Raw genomic sequence first — 14,605 nt, forward strand, 5'->3', positions numbered from 1 at the left:
ATATCGCCGTCAAGAAGGCCGAGAAGGCCCTCAAGACCGCCCAGGACAGCGGTGAAGGCGATATTCCCGCCCTCGAGACCAGCGTGGCAGAGGCCAAGGCGCGACTGGCCAAGGCCGAAGGCGATCTCAAGGCTGCCAGCGAGGCCAGCGAGTCAGCTGCCCCGGCAGCCGACCTCAAGGCGCTCAAGACGGCACGTGCCGCGGCCAATATCGCCGTCAAGAAGGCCGAGAAGGCCCTCAAGACCGCCCAGGACAGCGGTGAGGGCGACATCTCCGCCCTCGAGACCAGCGTCACCGAGGCCAAGGCACGCCTTGCCAAGGCTGAGGGCGACCTCAAGGCAGCGACCGACGCCGCTGGCGCTGCTCAAGGTACTGATAAAGGCCCTGTGGCAAGCGCTGCGGCTGGCTCTGCCCAAACCACTGATACAGGTGCGGCTGGCTCTTCTGCGGGTGCTGCTGCGCCTGCAGCTGCGGCACCCAGCGCCGATATCAAGGCACTCAAGACAGCACGCGCCGCAGCCAATATCGCGGTCAAGAAGGCCGAAAAGGCCCTGGCCCGCGCCAGCGAAAGTGGCGAAGGCGATATCGAGGACCTGCAGACCCTGCTGGCCACGGCCCAGGAAAACCTGCGCGCCGCCGAAGTGCGCCTCAACAGCGCGCAAGCTGGCAGCACTGACGCGACGCCTGCCGCCAAGGGCGCGGGCGAATTGATTCCCGAGGCGCCCAAGCCCGCCGCGGGTTCAGTCGGGCGCGGCAGCATGGCCAGCAACGTGACGCTCTCACAGGCCGAGATCGAGGCATCACGCGCCGAGAACCTCGCCAAGCGTCACAAGCAGGTCAGCATCGCGGTCAAGGCGGCTGAGGCGGCCCACCGCAAGGCCGAGGCCGCATTGAGCGAAGCGGATGACGAAAACCGTCAGCGCCTGGCGACCAAGGTCGACCGCACGCGCCGCAATCTGGAACACGCCCGCGAGTCATTGGCCGAGGTGCAGGCACTGGTGGACGCCCAATGAGTGACCTGAGCCCAATTACCGCGCCAACGGCGACTCATCCTGAAGCACGCCTCGTGTCATTGCCCATTTACCGCAAGGATCTGACCGTCTCATGAGCCTGATGCATGCAAGCTCCCCCCATGCCCACGGGCCAACCGCCACCTCGCGCGTGATGGCCTGGGTGCTGGCCGCGACGCTGCCGGGTATCGCCGTGCTGTGCTGGCACTATGGCTGGGGTGTGCTGTTCAACCTCGTCTTTGCCTGTCTGGCGGGTGTCGCCCTCGAGGCGCTGCTGCTCAAGCTGCGTGGCCGTCCGGTCAGCTTCTTCCTCAAGGACAATTCGGCGCTGGTGACCTGCGTGCTGCTGGCGGTGTCGCTGCCGCCGCTGGCGCCCTGGTGGCTGGTACTGACCGGCGTGATCGCGGCCATCGTGGTCGCCAAGCAGCTCTACGGTGGCCTGGGCCAGAATCCGTTCAACCCGGCGATGGTCGCCTACGCGCTGCTGCTGATCTCCTTCCCGGTCGAGATGTCGCGCTGGTCATCCCCGGATGGCTTCGCACTCGGCTTCACTGACAGCCTGCAGCAGTTCTTCGGCGTGATCGCCACGCCAGACGCCCTGACCGGCGCCACGCCGCTGGATGCCTTCCGCAACAAGGGCGAGCTTTCCAGCAGCGAGTTCTGGGCAGACCCGAGCCTGCTGCCCGCCGCCAACCTGCTGGCCTGGCAGCAGACGGCCATCGCCTGGGGCCTCGGCGGTCTGGTGCTGCTGGCGCGTCGCCTGATCACCTGGCATATCCCGGTGGCGATGCTGGGCAGCCTGGCGGCGATCTCCGCCATCTTCGCCTTCGTGGATGGCGAGCAGCACGCCAGCCCCCTGATTCACCTGCTGTGCGGTGCGGCGATCTTCGGCGCCTTCTTCATCGCCACAGACCCCGTCACGGCGGCGACCTCCAACAAGGGCAAGCTCTATTACGGCGTCGGCATCGGCGTGCTGATCTACCTGATTCGCACCTTCGGCGCCTATCCTGACGCCATCGCCTTCGCGGTGCTGCTGATGAACTTCAGCGTGCCGTTCATCGATTACTACACCCAGCCACGCAGCTATGGTCACAAGAAGGCCCGTCGCGGCATCAAGCTGGAGGACAAGGCATGAGCCTGACGCCTGATCAGCCCGAACAGCAAGCCCAGGCCGCGCAGGGTCTGAAGCACACCATCGCGCGGGCCGCGCTGGGTCTGGCGGTCTTCGCCGTCGTCACCGCAGGCGTCGTCGCCGTGACCCAGATGACCACCGCCGAGACCATCGCCGACAACGAGCGTGCCGCCCAGAGCGCGGCGCTGGCCGAGATCATCCCGCCGTCGCTGCACGACAATGACCTGCTCGACGCGGCCTTCGCCCTGCCGCCCTCCCAGGTGCTGGGTCTGGAGAGCGCCGATACCGGCTGGCGCGCCACCCGAAATGGCGAGACTGTCGCGGTGCTGCTGCCGGTAGTGACCGGCAAGGGTTACAGTGGCGATATCCGCCTGCTGGTCGGTATCCGTGCCGATGGCAGCGTGGCAGGAGTGCGCGCCGTCAAGCACGCCGAGACCCCGGGGCTGGGCGACAAGATCGAAGCGCGCAAGTCCGACTGGATTCACGAATTCGATGACCAGACGCTCAGCTCGGTGGAATGGAAGGTGAACAAGGATGGCGGTGATTTCGACCAGTTCACCGGTGCAACCATCACCCCACGTGCCGTGGTGGGTGCCGTTCGTCAGGCATTGATCTACTTCATGGCGCACCGCACGGCGCTGCTGGCCGGCGACAGCGAGACGCTGACCGCGACCCGCCGCGCTGCCAAGGCCCAGCAAGACACGCAAGCTCCCACCGCTGATGGCACGCTCACGCCATCAGCGCCTTCTGAACACGGCGGAGACGAACCTCATGAGTGATATCTCGCTTGGCAAGATCAGCCGCGACGGCCTGTGGGACAATAACCCGGCGCTGGTGCAGCTGCTGGGCCTGTGTCCGCTGCTGGCCGTCACCGCCAGCGTCGTCAACGCTATCGGGCTGGGGCTTGCCACGCTGCTGGTGTTGATCGGCTCCAACGTGGCGGTGTCGCTGATCCGCAATCTGGTGCCTTCAGCAGTGCGCCTGCCGGCCTTCGTGATGATCATCGCCTCGTTCGTGACCTGTGCCGAGCTGCTGATGAAGGCCTACACCTATGAGCTCTATCAGATTCTCGGCATCTTCATTCCGCTGATCGTCACCAACTGCGCGATTCTCGGGCGTGCCGATGCCTTCGCTGCCAAGCATCCCGTGCTGCCGGCGGCCACCGATGGCCTGATGATGGGGCTGGGGTTCATGGCCGTGCTGGTACTGCTGGGCGCCATGCGTGAGCTGTTCGGCCAGGGCACGCTGTTTGCTGGCATGGAACTGCTCGTCGGGCCGATGGCCGCCGACTGGCAGCTGACGATCTTCCCGGACTACTCCTTCCTGTTCCTGGTGCTGCCGCCGGGCGCCTTCTTCTGCATGGGGCTGATCATCGCGGGCAAGAAGACCATCGATGAGCGTCTCGAGCAGCGCCGCAAGGCAGCCAACGCCGATGCGCCCAAGGTGTCGCGTCGTGTGCGCGTGACCGGCACCATCTCCTGAGCCCCTCTCACACAGGCTGTCAGCCCGCTGTCTGACAGCCTGGGTCGACGACGCCTGCTCCCAAGCCCTTACCGCCGTACCCGAGATATCATGAACGCCCAGAAACGCCTCGAGATCTTCACCCGCCTGCGCAACGAGAATCCTGAGCCACGCACCGAGCTTGCCTGGTCAACGCCCTTCGAGCTTTTGATCGCGGTACTGCTGTCGGCACAGGCGACGGATGTGGGCGTCAACAAGGCCACGGCGAAGCTGTATCCGGTCGCCAATACGCCGGAGAGCATCCTCGCGCTGGGTGTCGAGGGCCTGAAGGAGTACATCAAGACGATCGGCCTGTTCAACACCAAGGCCGAGAACGTCATCAAGACCTGCCGCATGCTGATCGAACGGCATGGTGGCGAGGTGCCGCAGACCCGCGAGGCGCTGGAAGCGCTGCCCGGCGTGGGCCGCAAGACCGCCAACGTGGTGCTCAACACCGCCTTCGGTCAGCCGACCATGGCGGTGGACACGCATATCTTCCGCGTCTCCAACCGCACCCGCATCGCCCCGGGCAAGAACGTGCTGGAAGTCGAGCACAAGCTGATGCGCCATGTGCCCAAGGAGTTTCTGGTCGATGCCCACCATTGGCTGATCCTGCATGGCCGCTACACCTGCGTGGCACGCAAGCCGCGCTGCGGCAGCTGCATCATCGAAGATCTCTGCGAGTACAAGGACAAGGTCGACCTGTAACGCCACAAGGCACGAGGATTTGATGACGTCTTCATGATCAGGGGCTGGATGACTGGGGCTTGATGACTGGGATTTGATCACCAGACGCCTGGCGAAAGCCCCGTTCCTGCGTGAACTGCTTGCGTGGCCTGCAGCGTGGCCTGCAGCGTGGCCTGCATGCATGATCGTTGATTGAGCATGAACCCCGCCTCCCCGCCTATTCAACCGAGCGGCCACGTAGACTGAGCGCACAGACCGTCGCCTCAGGAACCTGCCATGACCGCCCCTTCCGATGCCGGGGATCGCCGCTCTCCTCGCCCAGAAGGCTCCGACGATTCCCGCCAGCCTGATGACAGCTGCCTGCACTCGCGCCTGCAGGAGATGTCGTCACGTCTCGAGGCACTGGAAGCCGAGAACCACCTGCTGCGCACCCTGGTCGACTCTCATCCCGACATCCTGTTCATCAAGGATGCCAAGGGGCTGTTTCGCTACGCCAATCGCTCTCTGACCGAGTTCTATGGCACCTCGCGCGAAGACATCATCGGGCGCGATGACAGCCATTACACCGGCAATACCGAGCAGAGCCACTTCTTCAGGCGCAGCGTGGAGCAGGTGCTCAGCAGATTCGAGCGCGAGACGGTCTTCGAGGATGCCACCGACGGCACCACCGGTGAGGTCAACCATTTCCGCTCCATCAAGCAGCCCTTCCATGACATTCACGGCCAGCCGCTGGTCGCCGTTCTGGCGCACAACATCACCACCGAAGTCCGTGAGCATGAGCGCAAGACCCGCCAGATCGACCACATCTATGACACCTCGCTGGAAGGCTTCTGGGACTGGAACATCCTGACCAGTTCCGTGACGCACAATCGCCGCTGGTCACAGATTCTGGGCATCCCGGAGAGCGAGCTCAGCAACAGCCTGGAAGAATTCGCAAGCCTGCTGCACCCCGAAGACAAGCCCGAGACGATGATCGCCATCCAGGACTGCATGGCGGGCAAGACGGCCTACTACCACCGCCACCGCATGCTGACCCGCGGTGGCGACGTGGTCTGGGTGATCGACAAGGGCGATGTCATCGAGCGTGACAGCGAAGGCAATCCGCTACGCATGATCGGCTCGATCACCGATATCACGCGTATCGTCGAATCAGAGGCCCTGCTGCACCAGCACAGTCGCTTCGACTCACTGACCAAGCTGGCCAACCGAGCCACCCTGATCGACAGCCTGCAGCAGGCGATCATCATCACCGACGCCCGTGACACCCACGGCGCGCTCATCTTCATCGATCTGGACCACTTCAAGAAGATCAACGACCTGCTGGGGCATACCACCGGCGACCATCTGTTGATCGAGGTGGCCCATCGCCTGAGCTCCACGGTGCGTGACAGCGACCTGGTGGCGCGCTTCGGCGGGGACGAGTTCGTCATCCTGGTACAGCCCCTGAGCCATGATCCACAGACTGCCTGTCGCGAACTGGATGAGCTGATGGAGCGCCTGCAGCAGGCGCTCAACCAGCCGTATTCGCTCTTGGGCCCACAGTCGCAGCCGCTGCAACATCACAGCTCGGCGAGCCTGGGCAGCATCATGTTCCATGATCGCCATCTGAGTGCGGAGGAGCTCATCCGGCGCGCGGATATCGCGATGTATCGCGCCAAGGAGGCCGGGCGCAATCAGACCGTCCGCTTTGATCCCAGCATGCGCGTGGAGCTTGAGCGCGCCGTGCAGCTGGAAAATGACCTGCGCTGCGCCATCGAGAATGAAGAGCTCTACGTGGAACTGCAGCCGCAATTCGATCGGGGACTCAAGCTGGTCGGCGCCGAGTGCCTGCTGCGCTGGCGACACGCCAAGCTCGGCAATATCTCGCCCTATGAATTCATTCCGCTGGCCGAGAAGAGCCAGCTGATCGACAGCCTCGGCGACTGGGTGCTGGAGCAGGCCTGCAAGCTGCTGGAGGACTGGCAGAAAGGCACCGCCTTCGCCAGGATCTATCTGTCGGTCAATGTCAGCGTCAAGCAGCTGGACTCCCCTCACTACGTCGGCAATGTCGCCAAGGCACTCAGCCAGCACACGCTTGACCCGCAATATCTGCAGCTGGAGCTGACCGAAAACGTCTTCGCCACCGACATGCCCGCCACGGTGGCACGCATGCACGAACTGCGCTCGCTGGGCCTGCGTCTGTCACTGGATGATTTCGGCACCGGCTTCTCCTCCCTGACCTACATCAAGCACCTGCCCTTCGATGAGCTCAAGGTCGACCGCAGCTTCGTCAATGATCTCGAGAACGACGAGATGAACCGCCGCATGGTGAACTTCATGGTGCAGCTGGGGCGTGAGCTGGGCATGTGCGTGGTGGCGGAAGGCGTCGAGACCCCCAGGCAGCGCGAACTGCTGCTGGAGATGGGTTGTGATGCCCTGCAGGGCTATCTGATGGACAAGCCGATGGCGGTCGAGGCATTCACCGCCAAGTATCAGCTCGGATGACAGCGCATCCGCGTCTTTCATGGCACACTGGGGCCTCTTTTCTGTCTGGACATCATGCGTTATGGAAGACTTCTTCAACTGGATCGGCACGCAACTGGGTGCCGCCATTCGCTTCATCGTCGAAGGTCTGGGCGGTTTCTTCGCCAACTTCGATGATGCCCTATCGGGATTCTTCAATGGCCTCACTGGTGAGCTGGGGCTCGGCACTTCGCTGTTCAGCCTGCTGGGATTGATTCTGGGACTTTACCTGCTCTTCAAGGGCATCACGTCACTGTTGAGAGGCTCCATCATCGGCGGGCTATTGATGACCTTCATCGGCCTGACCTTCCTGGGTTGGATGATTGCCTGACGCGCGATGACCGTGCAGGCGATGCCCTGACGGGACTTGCGCCAGGCTCGTGACATGAAAAAGCCCCTGCCGATTGGCAGGGGCTTTTTCATGTCGGCGGCAGTCACCGCATCGCGCGATGACTGCCGTCCGTCTTCAAGGGTCAGCTCAGAGGATCAGGCCAGTGCCTTCTCCACGACTTCATACAGGTTGTTCGAGAGCTGCTCGCCACGGATACGCTCAAGCTCTGCCTTCATCAAGTCCTGACGCTTGGCATCGAAACGCTTGTAACGCGTCAGCGGCGTGATGATGCGCGCCGCGATTTCCGGATTCAGACGATTGAGCTCGATGACCACATCCGCCAGCAGACGATAGCCTTCGCCGTCGAGACGGTGGAAGTTGACGCGGTTCTGGCCGGCGAAGGCGCCGATCAAGGCACGCACCTTGTTGGGGTTGGTCAACGAGAAGGCCGGGTGCTCCATCAGGAAGCGCACGCGGTCCAACACATCGGCCTGCGGACGCGTGACCTGGATCGAGAACCACTGGTCCATCACCAGCGGATCATGCGACCAGCGCTCGGCGAAGGACTTGAGCGCCGGGTCACCCAGATCGGTGCGTGAAGAGTGCACCAGCATCGTCAGCGCGGCACGCACGTCGGTCATGTTGTGGGCCGCCGCCAGCTGGGCCTGGGCCAGGCGCACGCCCTCCTCGTCCTCGATGCTCATCAGATAGCTGAGCGCGGCATTCTTGAGGCTGCGACGCGCCATCTGCTCGAAGGTCGGCGCGTAGTCGCCCTGCTGCGCATTGGCGTGATAGAGCGCCACGAAATCATCGCGCAGCGCACTGGCCAGCTGTGCCTTGGCGGTCTTGCGCGCCCAGTGGATGGCATCGACATCGACGACACTCTGCTGCTCGGCGATATAGGCCTCCGAGGGCAGCGTCAGCATCTCGGCCAGCACCGCACGATCGGAAGCTTCGCTCTGGAGCAGGAAGCGATAGGCGGCCAGCAGGCGCTCATCCAGCTGGGCCTCCTGCTCGCCACGCTGCCAGGCCGCCATCAGGTCTTCAAGCGCTGCCATGGCCAGACGCTGACCGGCATCCCAGCGGTTGAAGCCATCGCTGTCGTGCTGCATCAGGAAGGCCAGTTGCTCGCGACTGTAGTCAAAGGCCAGCTTGACCGGCGCCGAGAAGCCACGCAGCAGCGACGGCACCGGCTCGGCATCGCCGGCAAGGCCGGTGAAGACGAAGGTCTGCTCGGCTTCGGTCAGCTCCAGCACGGTTTCCGTGCCCAGCGCTTCGCCGTCGAGGGTCAGCGTCAGATCGCTGCCGTCGGCCCCGACCAGCCCCATGCGCACCGGGATCACCAGCGGCAGCTTCTCCGCCTGCCCCGGTGACGGCGGCGTGGACTGACGCAGCGTGAGGGAATAGGTGCCTGCCTGGGCATCGAAGGTGCCACTGGCGGCGATGTTCGGCGTTCCGGCCTGGGAGTACCAGCGCATGAACTGGCTGAAGTCGCGACCGGAGGCTTCGCTCATCGCGCTGATGAAGTCCTCGATGGTGGCGGCGCTGCCATCGTTGCGCGCGAAGTAGAGGTCACTGCCACGGCGGAAGGCTTCTTCCCCGAGCAGATTGGCGACCATGCGCACCACTTCGGAACCCTTCTCGTAGATGGTCAGGGTGTAGAAGTTGGAAATCTCGATATAGGACGCCGGGCGTACCGGGTGTGCGGTGGGGCCGGCATCTTCGGCGAACTGCGCGGTACGCAGCATGGCGACGTCTTCGATACGCTTGACCGGCGCCGAGTTCATGTCGGCGGAGAAGGTCTGGTCGCGATAGACGGTGAAGCCTTCCTTCAGGGACAGCTGGAACCAGTCCCGGCAGGTGACGCGGTTGCCCGACCAGTTGTGGAAGTACTCATGTGCGACCACCCCTTCGACGCGCTGGAAGGCGGCGTCGGTGGTGGTATCGGGGTTGGCCAGCACGCAGGCGCTGTTGAAGATGTTGAGGCCCTTGTTCTCCATCGCGCCCATGTTGAAGTCGTTGACCGCGACGATCATGAAGATGTCGAGGTCATATTCGCGACCGTAGACTTCCTCGTCCCACTTCATGGAGGCCTTGAGGGAGTTCATGGCGTGCTGGGTCTTGTCGAGATTTTCCGGCTCGACCCAGATTTCCAGAGCGACGTCACGGCCACTCATGGTGGTGAAGCTGTCGTCATGCTTGACCAGGTCCCCCGCCACCAGCGCGAACAGATAGCACGGCTTGGGATGCGGGTCCTGCCAGGTGACGAAGTGACGACCACCCTCGCGCTCGCCACGCTCGACGGGATTGCCGTTGGAGAGCAGAATCGGGTAGCTGTCCTTGTCGGCGATGATGGTGGTGGTGAACACCGACATCACGTCCGGGCGGTCCGGGTAGTAGGTGATGCGACGGAAGCCTTCGGCCTCGCACTGGGTGCAGAACATGCCTGAGGACACGTAGAGGCCTTCCAGCGCGGTATTCGCGGCCGGGTCGATCACCACCACCGTCTCGAGCTCACAGTTGGCCGGCAGGCCGGCCAAGGTCAGGTGAGTCTCGTCGAGCTTGTATTCATCACTGGCCAGCGCTCGCCCATCGACACGCACGGACTCAAGCGTCAGATGCTCGCCATTGAGCACCAGCGGCGGCGTGGCATCACTGCCCACGGCGGCATCGGGATTGGCCTCGAGGGTCAGCACGGTCGTCACACGGGTCGCGGACGGTGCCAGATCAAACGTCAGGCGGGTGTCCAGCACACGCCAGGCGGGTGCCTGATAATCGGCAAGATGAATCGCTGCAGGTTGTGACATCAAAGACTCCGCAATCAGCGCCGCGGGAGGTGACTCCTCACGGCAGGAAGACAGCGGACAGCGAGGGAGCAGACACCTCACCTGCCCGCGATGAAGCGCTCATTCGCGCGGAAGGGATTCGCCACTGACGGCAAGGTTCGCCCCCTCGCCCTTGGGCTCCGGGCGCGTGGCCAGCCAGAGTGCCAGCAGCGACAGGAAGACCAGCAGCGAGACCTTGACGGCCAGCACTGAGACGGTGAACAGGATGATCAGCATCGAGACGGCCAGCATGCTGACCGCCATGATACGCGCGCGCAGCGGAATGGCGCGTTCGCGCTCCCAGGCCACCAGCGTCGGCCCGATCTGGGGATGTTCACGGATATAGCGTGCAAAGCGCGGTGAGCCTCGGCTGGCACAGGCCAGCGCCAGCAGCATGAAGACGGTGGTGGGCAGCAGCGGCAGAAACATGCCAGCGAAGCCGATGCCGAAGAACAACCAGGCCAGGCCAAGCCAGCAGATACGCTTCATGCGCCGAAAGATCATCATGTCGAATCCTCACCACCTGCGGTCACACACCGTGTGCTTCCTGCTATCAGTCAAACGCCAAGTCGTTCATGGGAAAAGTACTTTCTGACTATCCGCCTGATAGCAACTGCGTGCATGGTAACGGGCTTGCCGATATCGCGAAAGGCCACGCCCCCCCCGCCATGGGGGCCGTGGGTTAGCGGCGCTCAGCCGGGCTGCGATCAGCCGGGCTGCGCTCAGCCGCGCTGCGCCAACTGCCAGAGACGCATGATGGCCTCGCAGCGGTCAGCCAGCAGCTCCGAGGTGCGCGCCAGCGCCTGCTCAAGCGGCATGGCGCTGTCACACAGCGTGAAGACGGCACTGACCCCCTCATCATGGGCGGCTTGCCAGCCCTCGGCCAGTCGACCGGCCAACACGATGGCGGGCACCCCGGCGGCTCGCGCGGCTCGCGCCGCACCGATGGGGGTCTTGCCGCCCAGGCTCTGGCCATCCAGACCGCCTTCCCCGGTGATCAGCAGATCACAGCCCGCCAGACGTTCGCTCACGTTGAGGCGCTCCATCACCAGCTCGATGCCCGGGCGCAACTCGCCGTTCAACCAGGCCGCCACCGCGTAGCCCATGCCGCCTGCGGCCCCTGCACCGGCCAACTGCTGCTGGTCTGTGCCCAGCACTTCAGCGCTCAGGCGCGCGAAGTGGCCCAGCGCCGCATCCAGTTCCTCGACCACCGTGGCATCGGCGCCCTTCTGCGGGCCGAACACGGCGCTCGCGCCGCGCGGACCACACAGAGGGTTGTCGACATCGACCGCGGCAGACACCTTGAGATCGGCCAGACGTGGATCCAGCGCACTGACGTCCAGACTCGCCAGACGCGCGAGGGCCGCGCCGCCTGCGGCCAGCTCATTGCCGTCAGCGTCGAGCAGACGCAGCCCGAGCGCACGCAGCATGCCGCTGCCGCCATCGTTGGTGGCACTGCCGCCCAGGGTGACGATCAGCCGCTCGGCACCGGCGTCCAGCGCCGCCAGGATCAGCTCGCCCACGCCATGCGTATCGGCGACCCGCGCGTCGCGCTCATCAGGGCTGACCAGATGCAGACCACTGGCTTCGGCCAGCTCGACGATGGCCGTGCGGCTACCCGGCTGCCAGCCCCACTGGGCGGTGACGTCACGCCCGAGCGGATCACGCACCTGAGCGCTGCGCGCCTCGATGGGGTCTGCTTCACTGGCCGCCGCCAACAACGCCGCCAGCGTGCCCTCACCGCCATCCCCCAGCGGGCAGAGATCGATCTGTGCCTCGGGCAGTACCCGGCGAACACCACGCGCCATGGCCTCGGCGGCATCACTGGCTGCCAGCGCTTCCTTGAAGCTGTCAGGAGCAATCAACAGACGCGGCGAACCAGCAGACGTTGAGGGACCACAAGAAGCGGAGGCAGCAGAAGCGGAGACAGTCATGCAGACATTCCTTGTCGAAGGTGAAGGAGCGAATGGGGGCAACTCAGCGCAAGATACCCCCATGATACGCTGTCATTGGTGCCATGCGGGACCCTGAAACGCAAACTGCCACCCGTCGGTCTCCCGAGGGTGGCAGTGGCAGTGGCAGTACAAGCTGACAGTGGCGCTTACTTGACCAGACGCGTCTCGGTGGGCGCCAGCGTGACCTTGCCTTCGCGCTTCAGGTGACCGATGGCGCGCTTGAAGTTGGCCTTGCTGGCACCGAAGGCTTCACTGATGGCTTCCGGTTCGCTCTTGTCACCCAGCGGCAGCACGCCCTGACTGGCTTCCAGCGCTGCCAGAATGCGGTCCGCCAGCTGCTGATGGCCGGCCGGACCCGGTGCCTGCGGCGTGAGATCGACATTGCCGTTGCCGTCATTCTTCAACACCCACAGACGCAGACGATTGCCGATGCGCAGACGCGTGAAGATACGGTCGTGGTGCACCAGGCCCCAATGGGCGTTGTCGATGATGATCTTCATGCCCAGGTCGGTCCGCGCAGCAACGAGACCGGAGACTTCCTGGCCCACCGCGTAGGTGGCGGGAGTCTTGTCGAGCCAGCGATCCAGACGCATCGAGGCGACCATGCGGTCACTGTGCTTGTCGAGACCGACGTGCACCATGGCGAACTGGCCGGCCTTGAGCTCACGCTTGCGCTCGCCGTAGGGCAGCAGCAGGTCCTTGCCCAGGCCATTGTCGAGGAAGGTGCCGATGTCATTGACCTCGACCACCTTGAGCGCGGCGAATTCGCCGACCATGGCACGCGGATAGCGCGTGGTGGCCAGCAGGCGGTCTTCATCATCCAGGCTGACGAAGACTTCGACTTCGTCACCGATGTCGGCCCCCGCCGGAATGAAGGGCGTCGGCAGCAGGATTTCCCCGCGATCCCCACCATCGAGGAAGACGCCGAAGCCGACCCGCTTGGTGATCGTCAGGGTGTTGCGCTGGCCGATAGCGAGCGGAGCAGACATATAACCTCTCTTTGCGCGTTGTCGGGTGCCGAAGCGGCCCGCATGGCGCAGATATCACGTACGAATAGGGTGAAACGCTTTGAAAGCGACGCGTCCGGTCGTCTCGAGTGAAGCACCGGGCTGGACAAGCGCAGCGCCAGCGACGAGACATGACGCTTTCAAAGCGAATCTGTTGATCCAGAAAACAAGCGAATCAGTGACTCTCACGACACCGCAAATCAGCGAATCAAACGAAGACAGCACCGCACGCCGATAGCGAACGGTGCTGAGAATGGCGATCGCCAGGCACTTGCGCGCTGGATCAATCGCGGAAGTTGTTGAACTGCAGCGGCAGCTCGAGGTTCTCATCGCCCTTGAGCAGCGCCATGGCGCCCTGCAGGTCGTCACGCTTCTTGCCGGTGACGCGGACCTTCTCGCCCTGGATCTGCGCCTGGACCTTGAGCTTGGCATCCTTGAGCGCCTTGACGATCTTCTTGGCGGTCGGCTGGTCCAGCCCCTGACGCAGCACCAGCTGCTGACGGGCACGCACACCAGCGGTGTCGGCGTCCTTCTCTTCCAGGCAACGCACGTCGATGCCGCGCGCGATCAGACGGCCCTTGAGCAGTTCGATCATCTGACGCAGCTGGAAGTCGGCGTCGGCTTCCAGATTGACGTTCTCTTCCTTCTCGAGTTCGAAGCTGGCAGTCACGCCCTTGAAATCGAAGCGCGTCGCGAGTTCGCGATTGGCCTGATCGACGGCATTCTGAACTTCGTGCTTGTCGAGTTCGGAGACAATATCGAATGACGGCATGGGAGCGATTCCTTTGAAGCCATGAAGAATAAACAGCGCATCCTAGCCCATGGGGGCCACGCGCGCCATGCCCCTGGCTCAGGCGGCGCCGGCATTCACCGTCGAGGGCGGCCCCGGGTGCGCTTCACCGGCATCACCGGCCACGAGTTCCTCAGCCACCGGCGCCGGTGAATCCAGCGTCAATGCCTTGCGCATCTTCCAGGCGGCGGCCCCATCGGCATAGTAATCGCGCAGGCGACCACACTTCTCGAAGCCGTGTCGCTCGTAGAGCGCGATCGCCGCGCCATTGCCGGTGTGCACCTCAAGATCGAACTGCGTACAGCCCTGCGCGATGGCCAGCTGCTCAAGCGATGTCAGCATGCGCTGGGCAAGGCCGCGGCCACGCGATTCCGGATGCAGGCAGAAGGAATAGAGTCGCGCCCGGCGTGAATTGCGCCGAAACAGCACGGTGCCGTAGCCGAGCACGCTGCGCAGCGGCGTGGCGTCATCGCGCTCGACGCTACCGGCCGGCCATAGCGCGGCCATCACATCGTCCACCGCCGGTGCGGACGGGATGACATCGTCATCGGGCTGGATGATCACCAGGGTACGGGCATGGGCACGCAGAATCAGATGGGACAGCTGACGACGACTGAACCAGTCGCTGTCGAAACTGACTTCCTCGAGCTCTACCAGAGCGTCGAGATCGGCCCGGATGGCCGGGCGCAGAATGGGGGTCATGGTGCAGGCTCTCCCGCCTGTCAGCGCCCTGACGCCGTCCGAGGATCAGCGTGTCGCGGGGCGGTAGCAATGCGCTGCATTCTGGGCATGCAGGCGCGTCTTGTCTTGGTCTCTTTGCATGAAATTATTTCACTTTCCAGCCTATTGCGATGACGGGGATTGTT

Annotated in this window: 12 protein-coding genes and 1 pseudogene; 7 read left to right on the top strand and 6 right to left on the bottom strand. The window is 63.9% G+C overall.

Annotated elements, in window-relative coordinates:
* From QD208_RS05125 to QD208_RS05155, 7 genes and pseudogenes are all read left to right on the top strand, one after another.
* Positions 1-1,013: pseudogene (locus tag QD208_RS05125) on the top strand (hypothetical protein); the annotation flags it as partial.
* Between the two features lie 91 nt (positions 1,014-1,104).
* Positions 1,105-2,145 carry an electron transport complex subunit RsxD gene (gene rsxD, locus QD208_RS05130; protein WP_279835997.1) on the top strand — a complete coding sequence of 347 codons (1,041 nt, stop codon included), beginning with the start codon at positions 1,105-1,107 and terminating at the stop codon, positions 2,143-2,145.
* Positions 2,142-2,921 (top strand): electron transport complex subunit RsxG, encoded by a 780-nt coding sequence (rsxG, locus tag QD208_RS05135; RefSeq protein ID WP_192837644.1) that lies wholly within the window; start codon positions 2,142-2,144, stop codon positions 2,919-2,921. The genes rsxD and rsxG overlap by 4 nt, the downstream gene beginning before the upstream one ends.
* Positions 2,914-3,624, top strand: a complete 711-nt coding sequence (locus QD208_RS05140; RefSeq protein WP_175089428.1) for an electron transport complex subunit E — start codon at positions 2,914-2,916, stop codon at positions 3,622-3,624. Before rsxG ends, QD208_RS05140 begins: the two co-directional genes overlap by 8 nt.
* Positions 3,625-3,714: 90 nt before the next feature.
* Positions 3,715-4,350 carry an endonuclease III gene (gene nth, locus QD208_RS05145; protein WP_043334098.1) on the top strand — a complete coding sequence of 212 codons (636 nt, stop codon included), beginning with the start codon at positions 3,715-3,717 and terminating at the stop codon, positions 4,348-4,350.
* Between the two features lie 255 nt (positions 4,351-4,605).
* The gene (locus QD208_RS05150; protein ID WP_279835999.1) at positions 4,606-6,813 is read left to right on the top strand and encodes an EAL domain-containing protein; all 2,208 of its coding nucleotides are present in this window, start codon (positions 4,606-4,608) and stop codon (positions 6,811-6,813) included.
* Between the two features lie 61 nt (positions 6,814-6,874).
* Positions 6,875-7,162, top strand: coding sequence for a hypothetical protein (locus QD208_RS05155; RefSeq protein ID WP_279836001.1), 288 nt, complete (start codon positions 6,875-6,877; stop codon positions 7,160-7,162).
* Between the two features lie 155 nt (positions 7,163-7,317).
* On the opposite strand, the gene pepN is transcribed toward QD208_RS05155, so the two are convergent.
* From pepN to QD208_RS05185, 6 genes are all read right to left on the bottom strand, one after another.
* Complete coding sequence (pepN, locus tag QD208_RS05160; RefSeq protein ID WP_279836003.1) at positions 7,318-9,969, bottom strand: aminopeptidase N; 2,652 nt, start codon at positions 9,967-9,969, stop codon at positions 7,318-7,320.
* A 99-nt stretch (positions 9,970-10,068) separates the two neighbouring features.
* A complete protein-coding gene (locus QD208_RS05165; RefSeq protein WP_225996323.1) occupies positions 10,069-10,494 on the bottom strand; it encodes a YbaN family protein in 426 nt (141 codons plus the stop codon).
* Between the two features lie 215 nt (positions 10,495-10,709).
* A complete protein-coding gene (locus QD208_RS05170) occupies positions 10,710-11,921 on the bottom strand; it encodes a glycerate kinase (RefSeq protein WP_279836005.1) in 1,212 nt (403 codons plus the stop codon).
* Between the two features lie 167 nt (positions 11,922-12,088).
* Positions 12,089-12,931 carry a S1-like domain-containing RNA-binding protein gene (locus QD208_RS05175; RefSeq protein ID WP_175089419.1) on the bottom strand — a complete coding sequence of 281 codons (843 nt, stop codon included), beginning with the start codon at positions 12,929-12,931 and terminating at the stop codon, positions 12,089-12,091.
* A gap of 301 nt (positions 12,932-13,232) precedes the next feature.
* Complete coding sequence (locus tag QD208_RS05180; protein WP_279836007.1) at positions 13,233-13,721, bottom strand: YajQ family cyclic di-GMP-binding protein; 489 nt, start codon at positions 13,719-13,721, stop codon at positions 13,233-13,235.
* A gap of 78 nt (positions 13,722-13,799) precedes the next feature.
* A complete protein-coding gene (locus QD208_RS05185; protein WP_279836009.1) occupies positions 13,800-14,441 on the bottom strand; it encodes an N-acetyltransferase in 642 nt (213 codons plus the stop codon).
* Between the last annotated feature and the right edge of the window lie 164 nt (positions 14,442-14,605).

Source organism: Cobetia sp. 29-18-1, from assembly GCF_029846405.1.
Taxonomy (GTDB): domain Bacteria; phylum Pseudomonadota; class Gammaproteobacteria; order Pseudomonadales; family Halomonadaceae; genus Cobetia; species Cobetia amphilecti.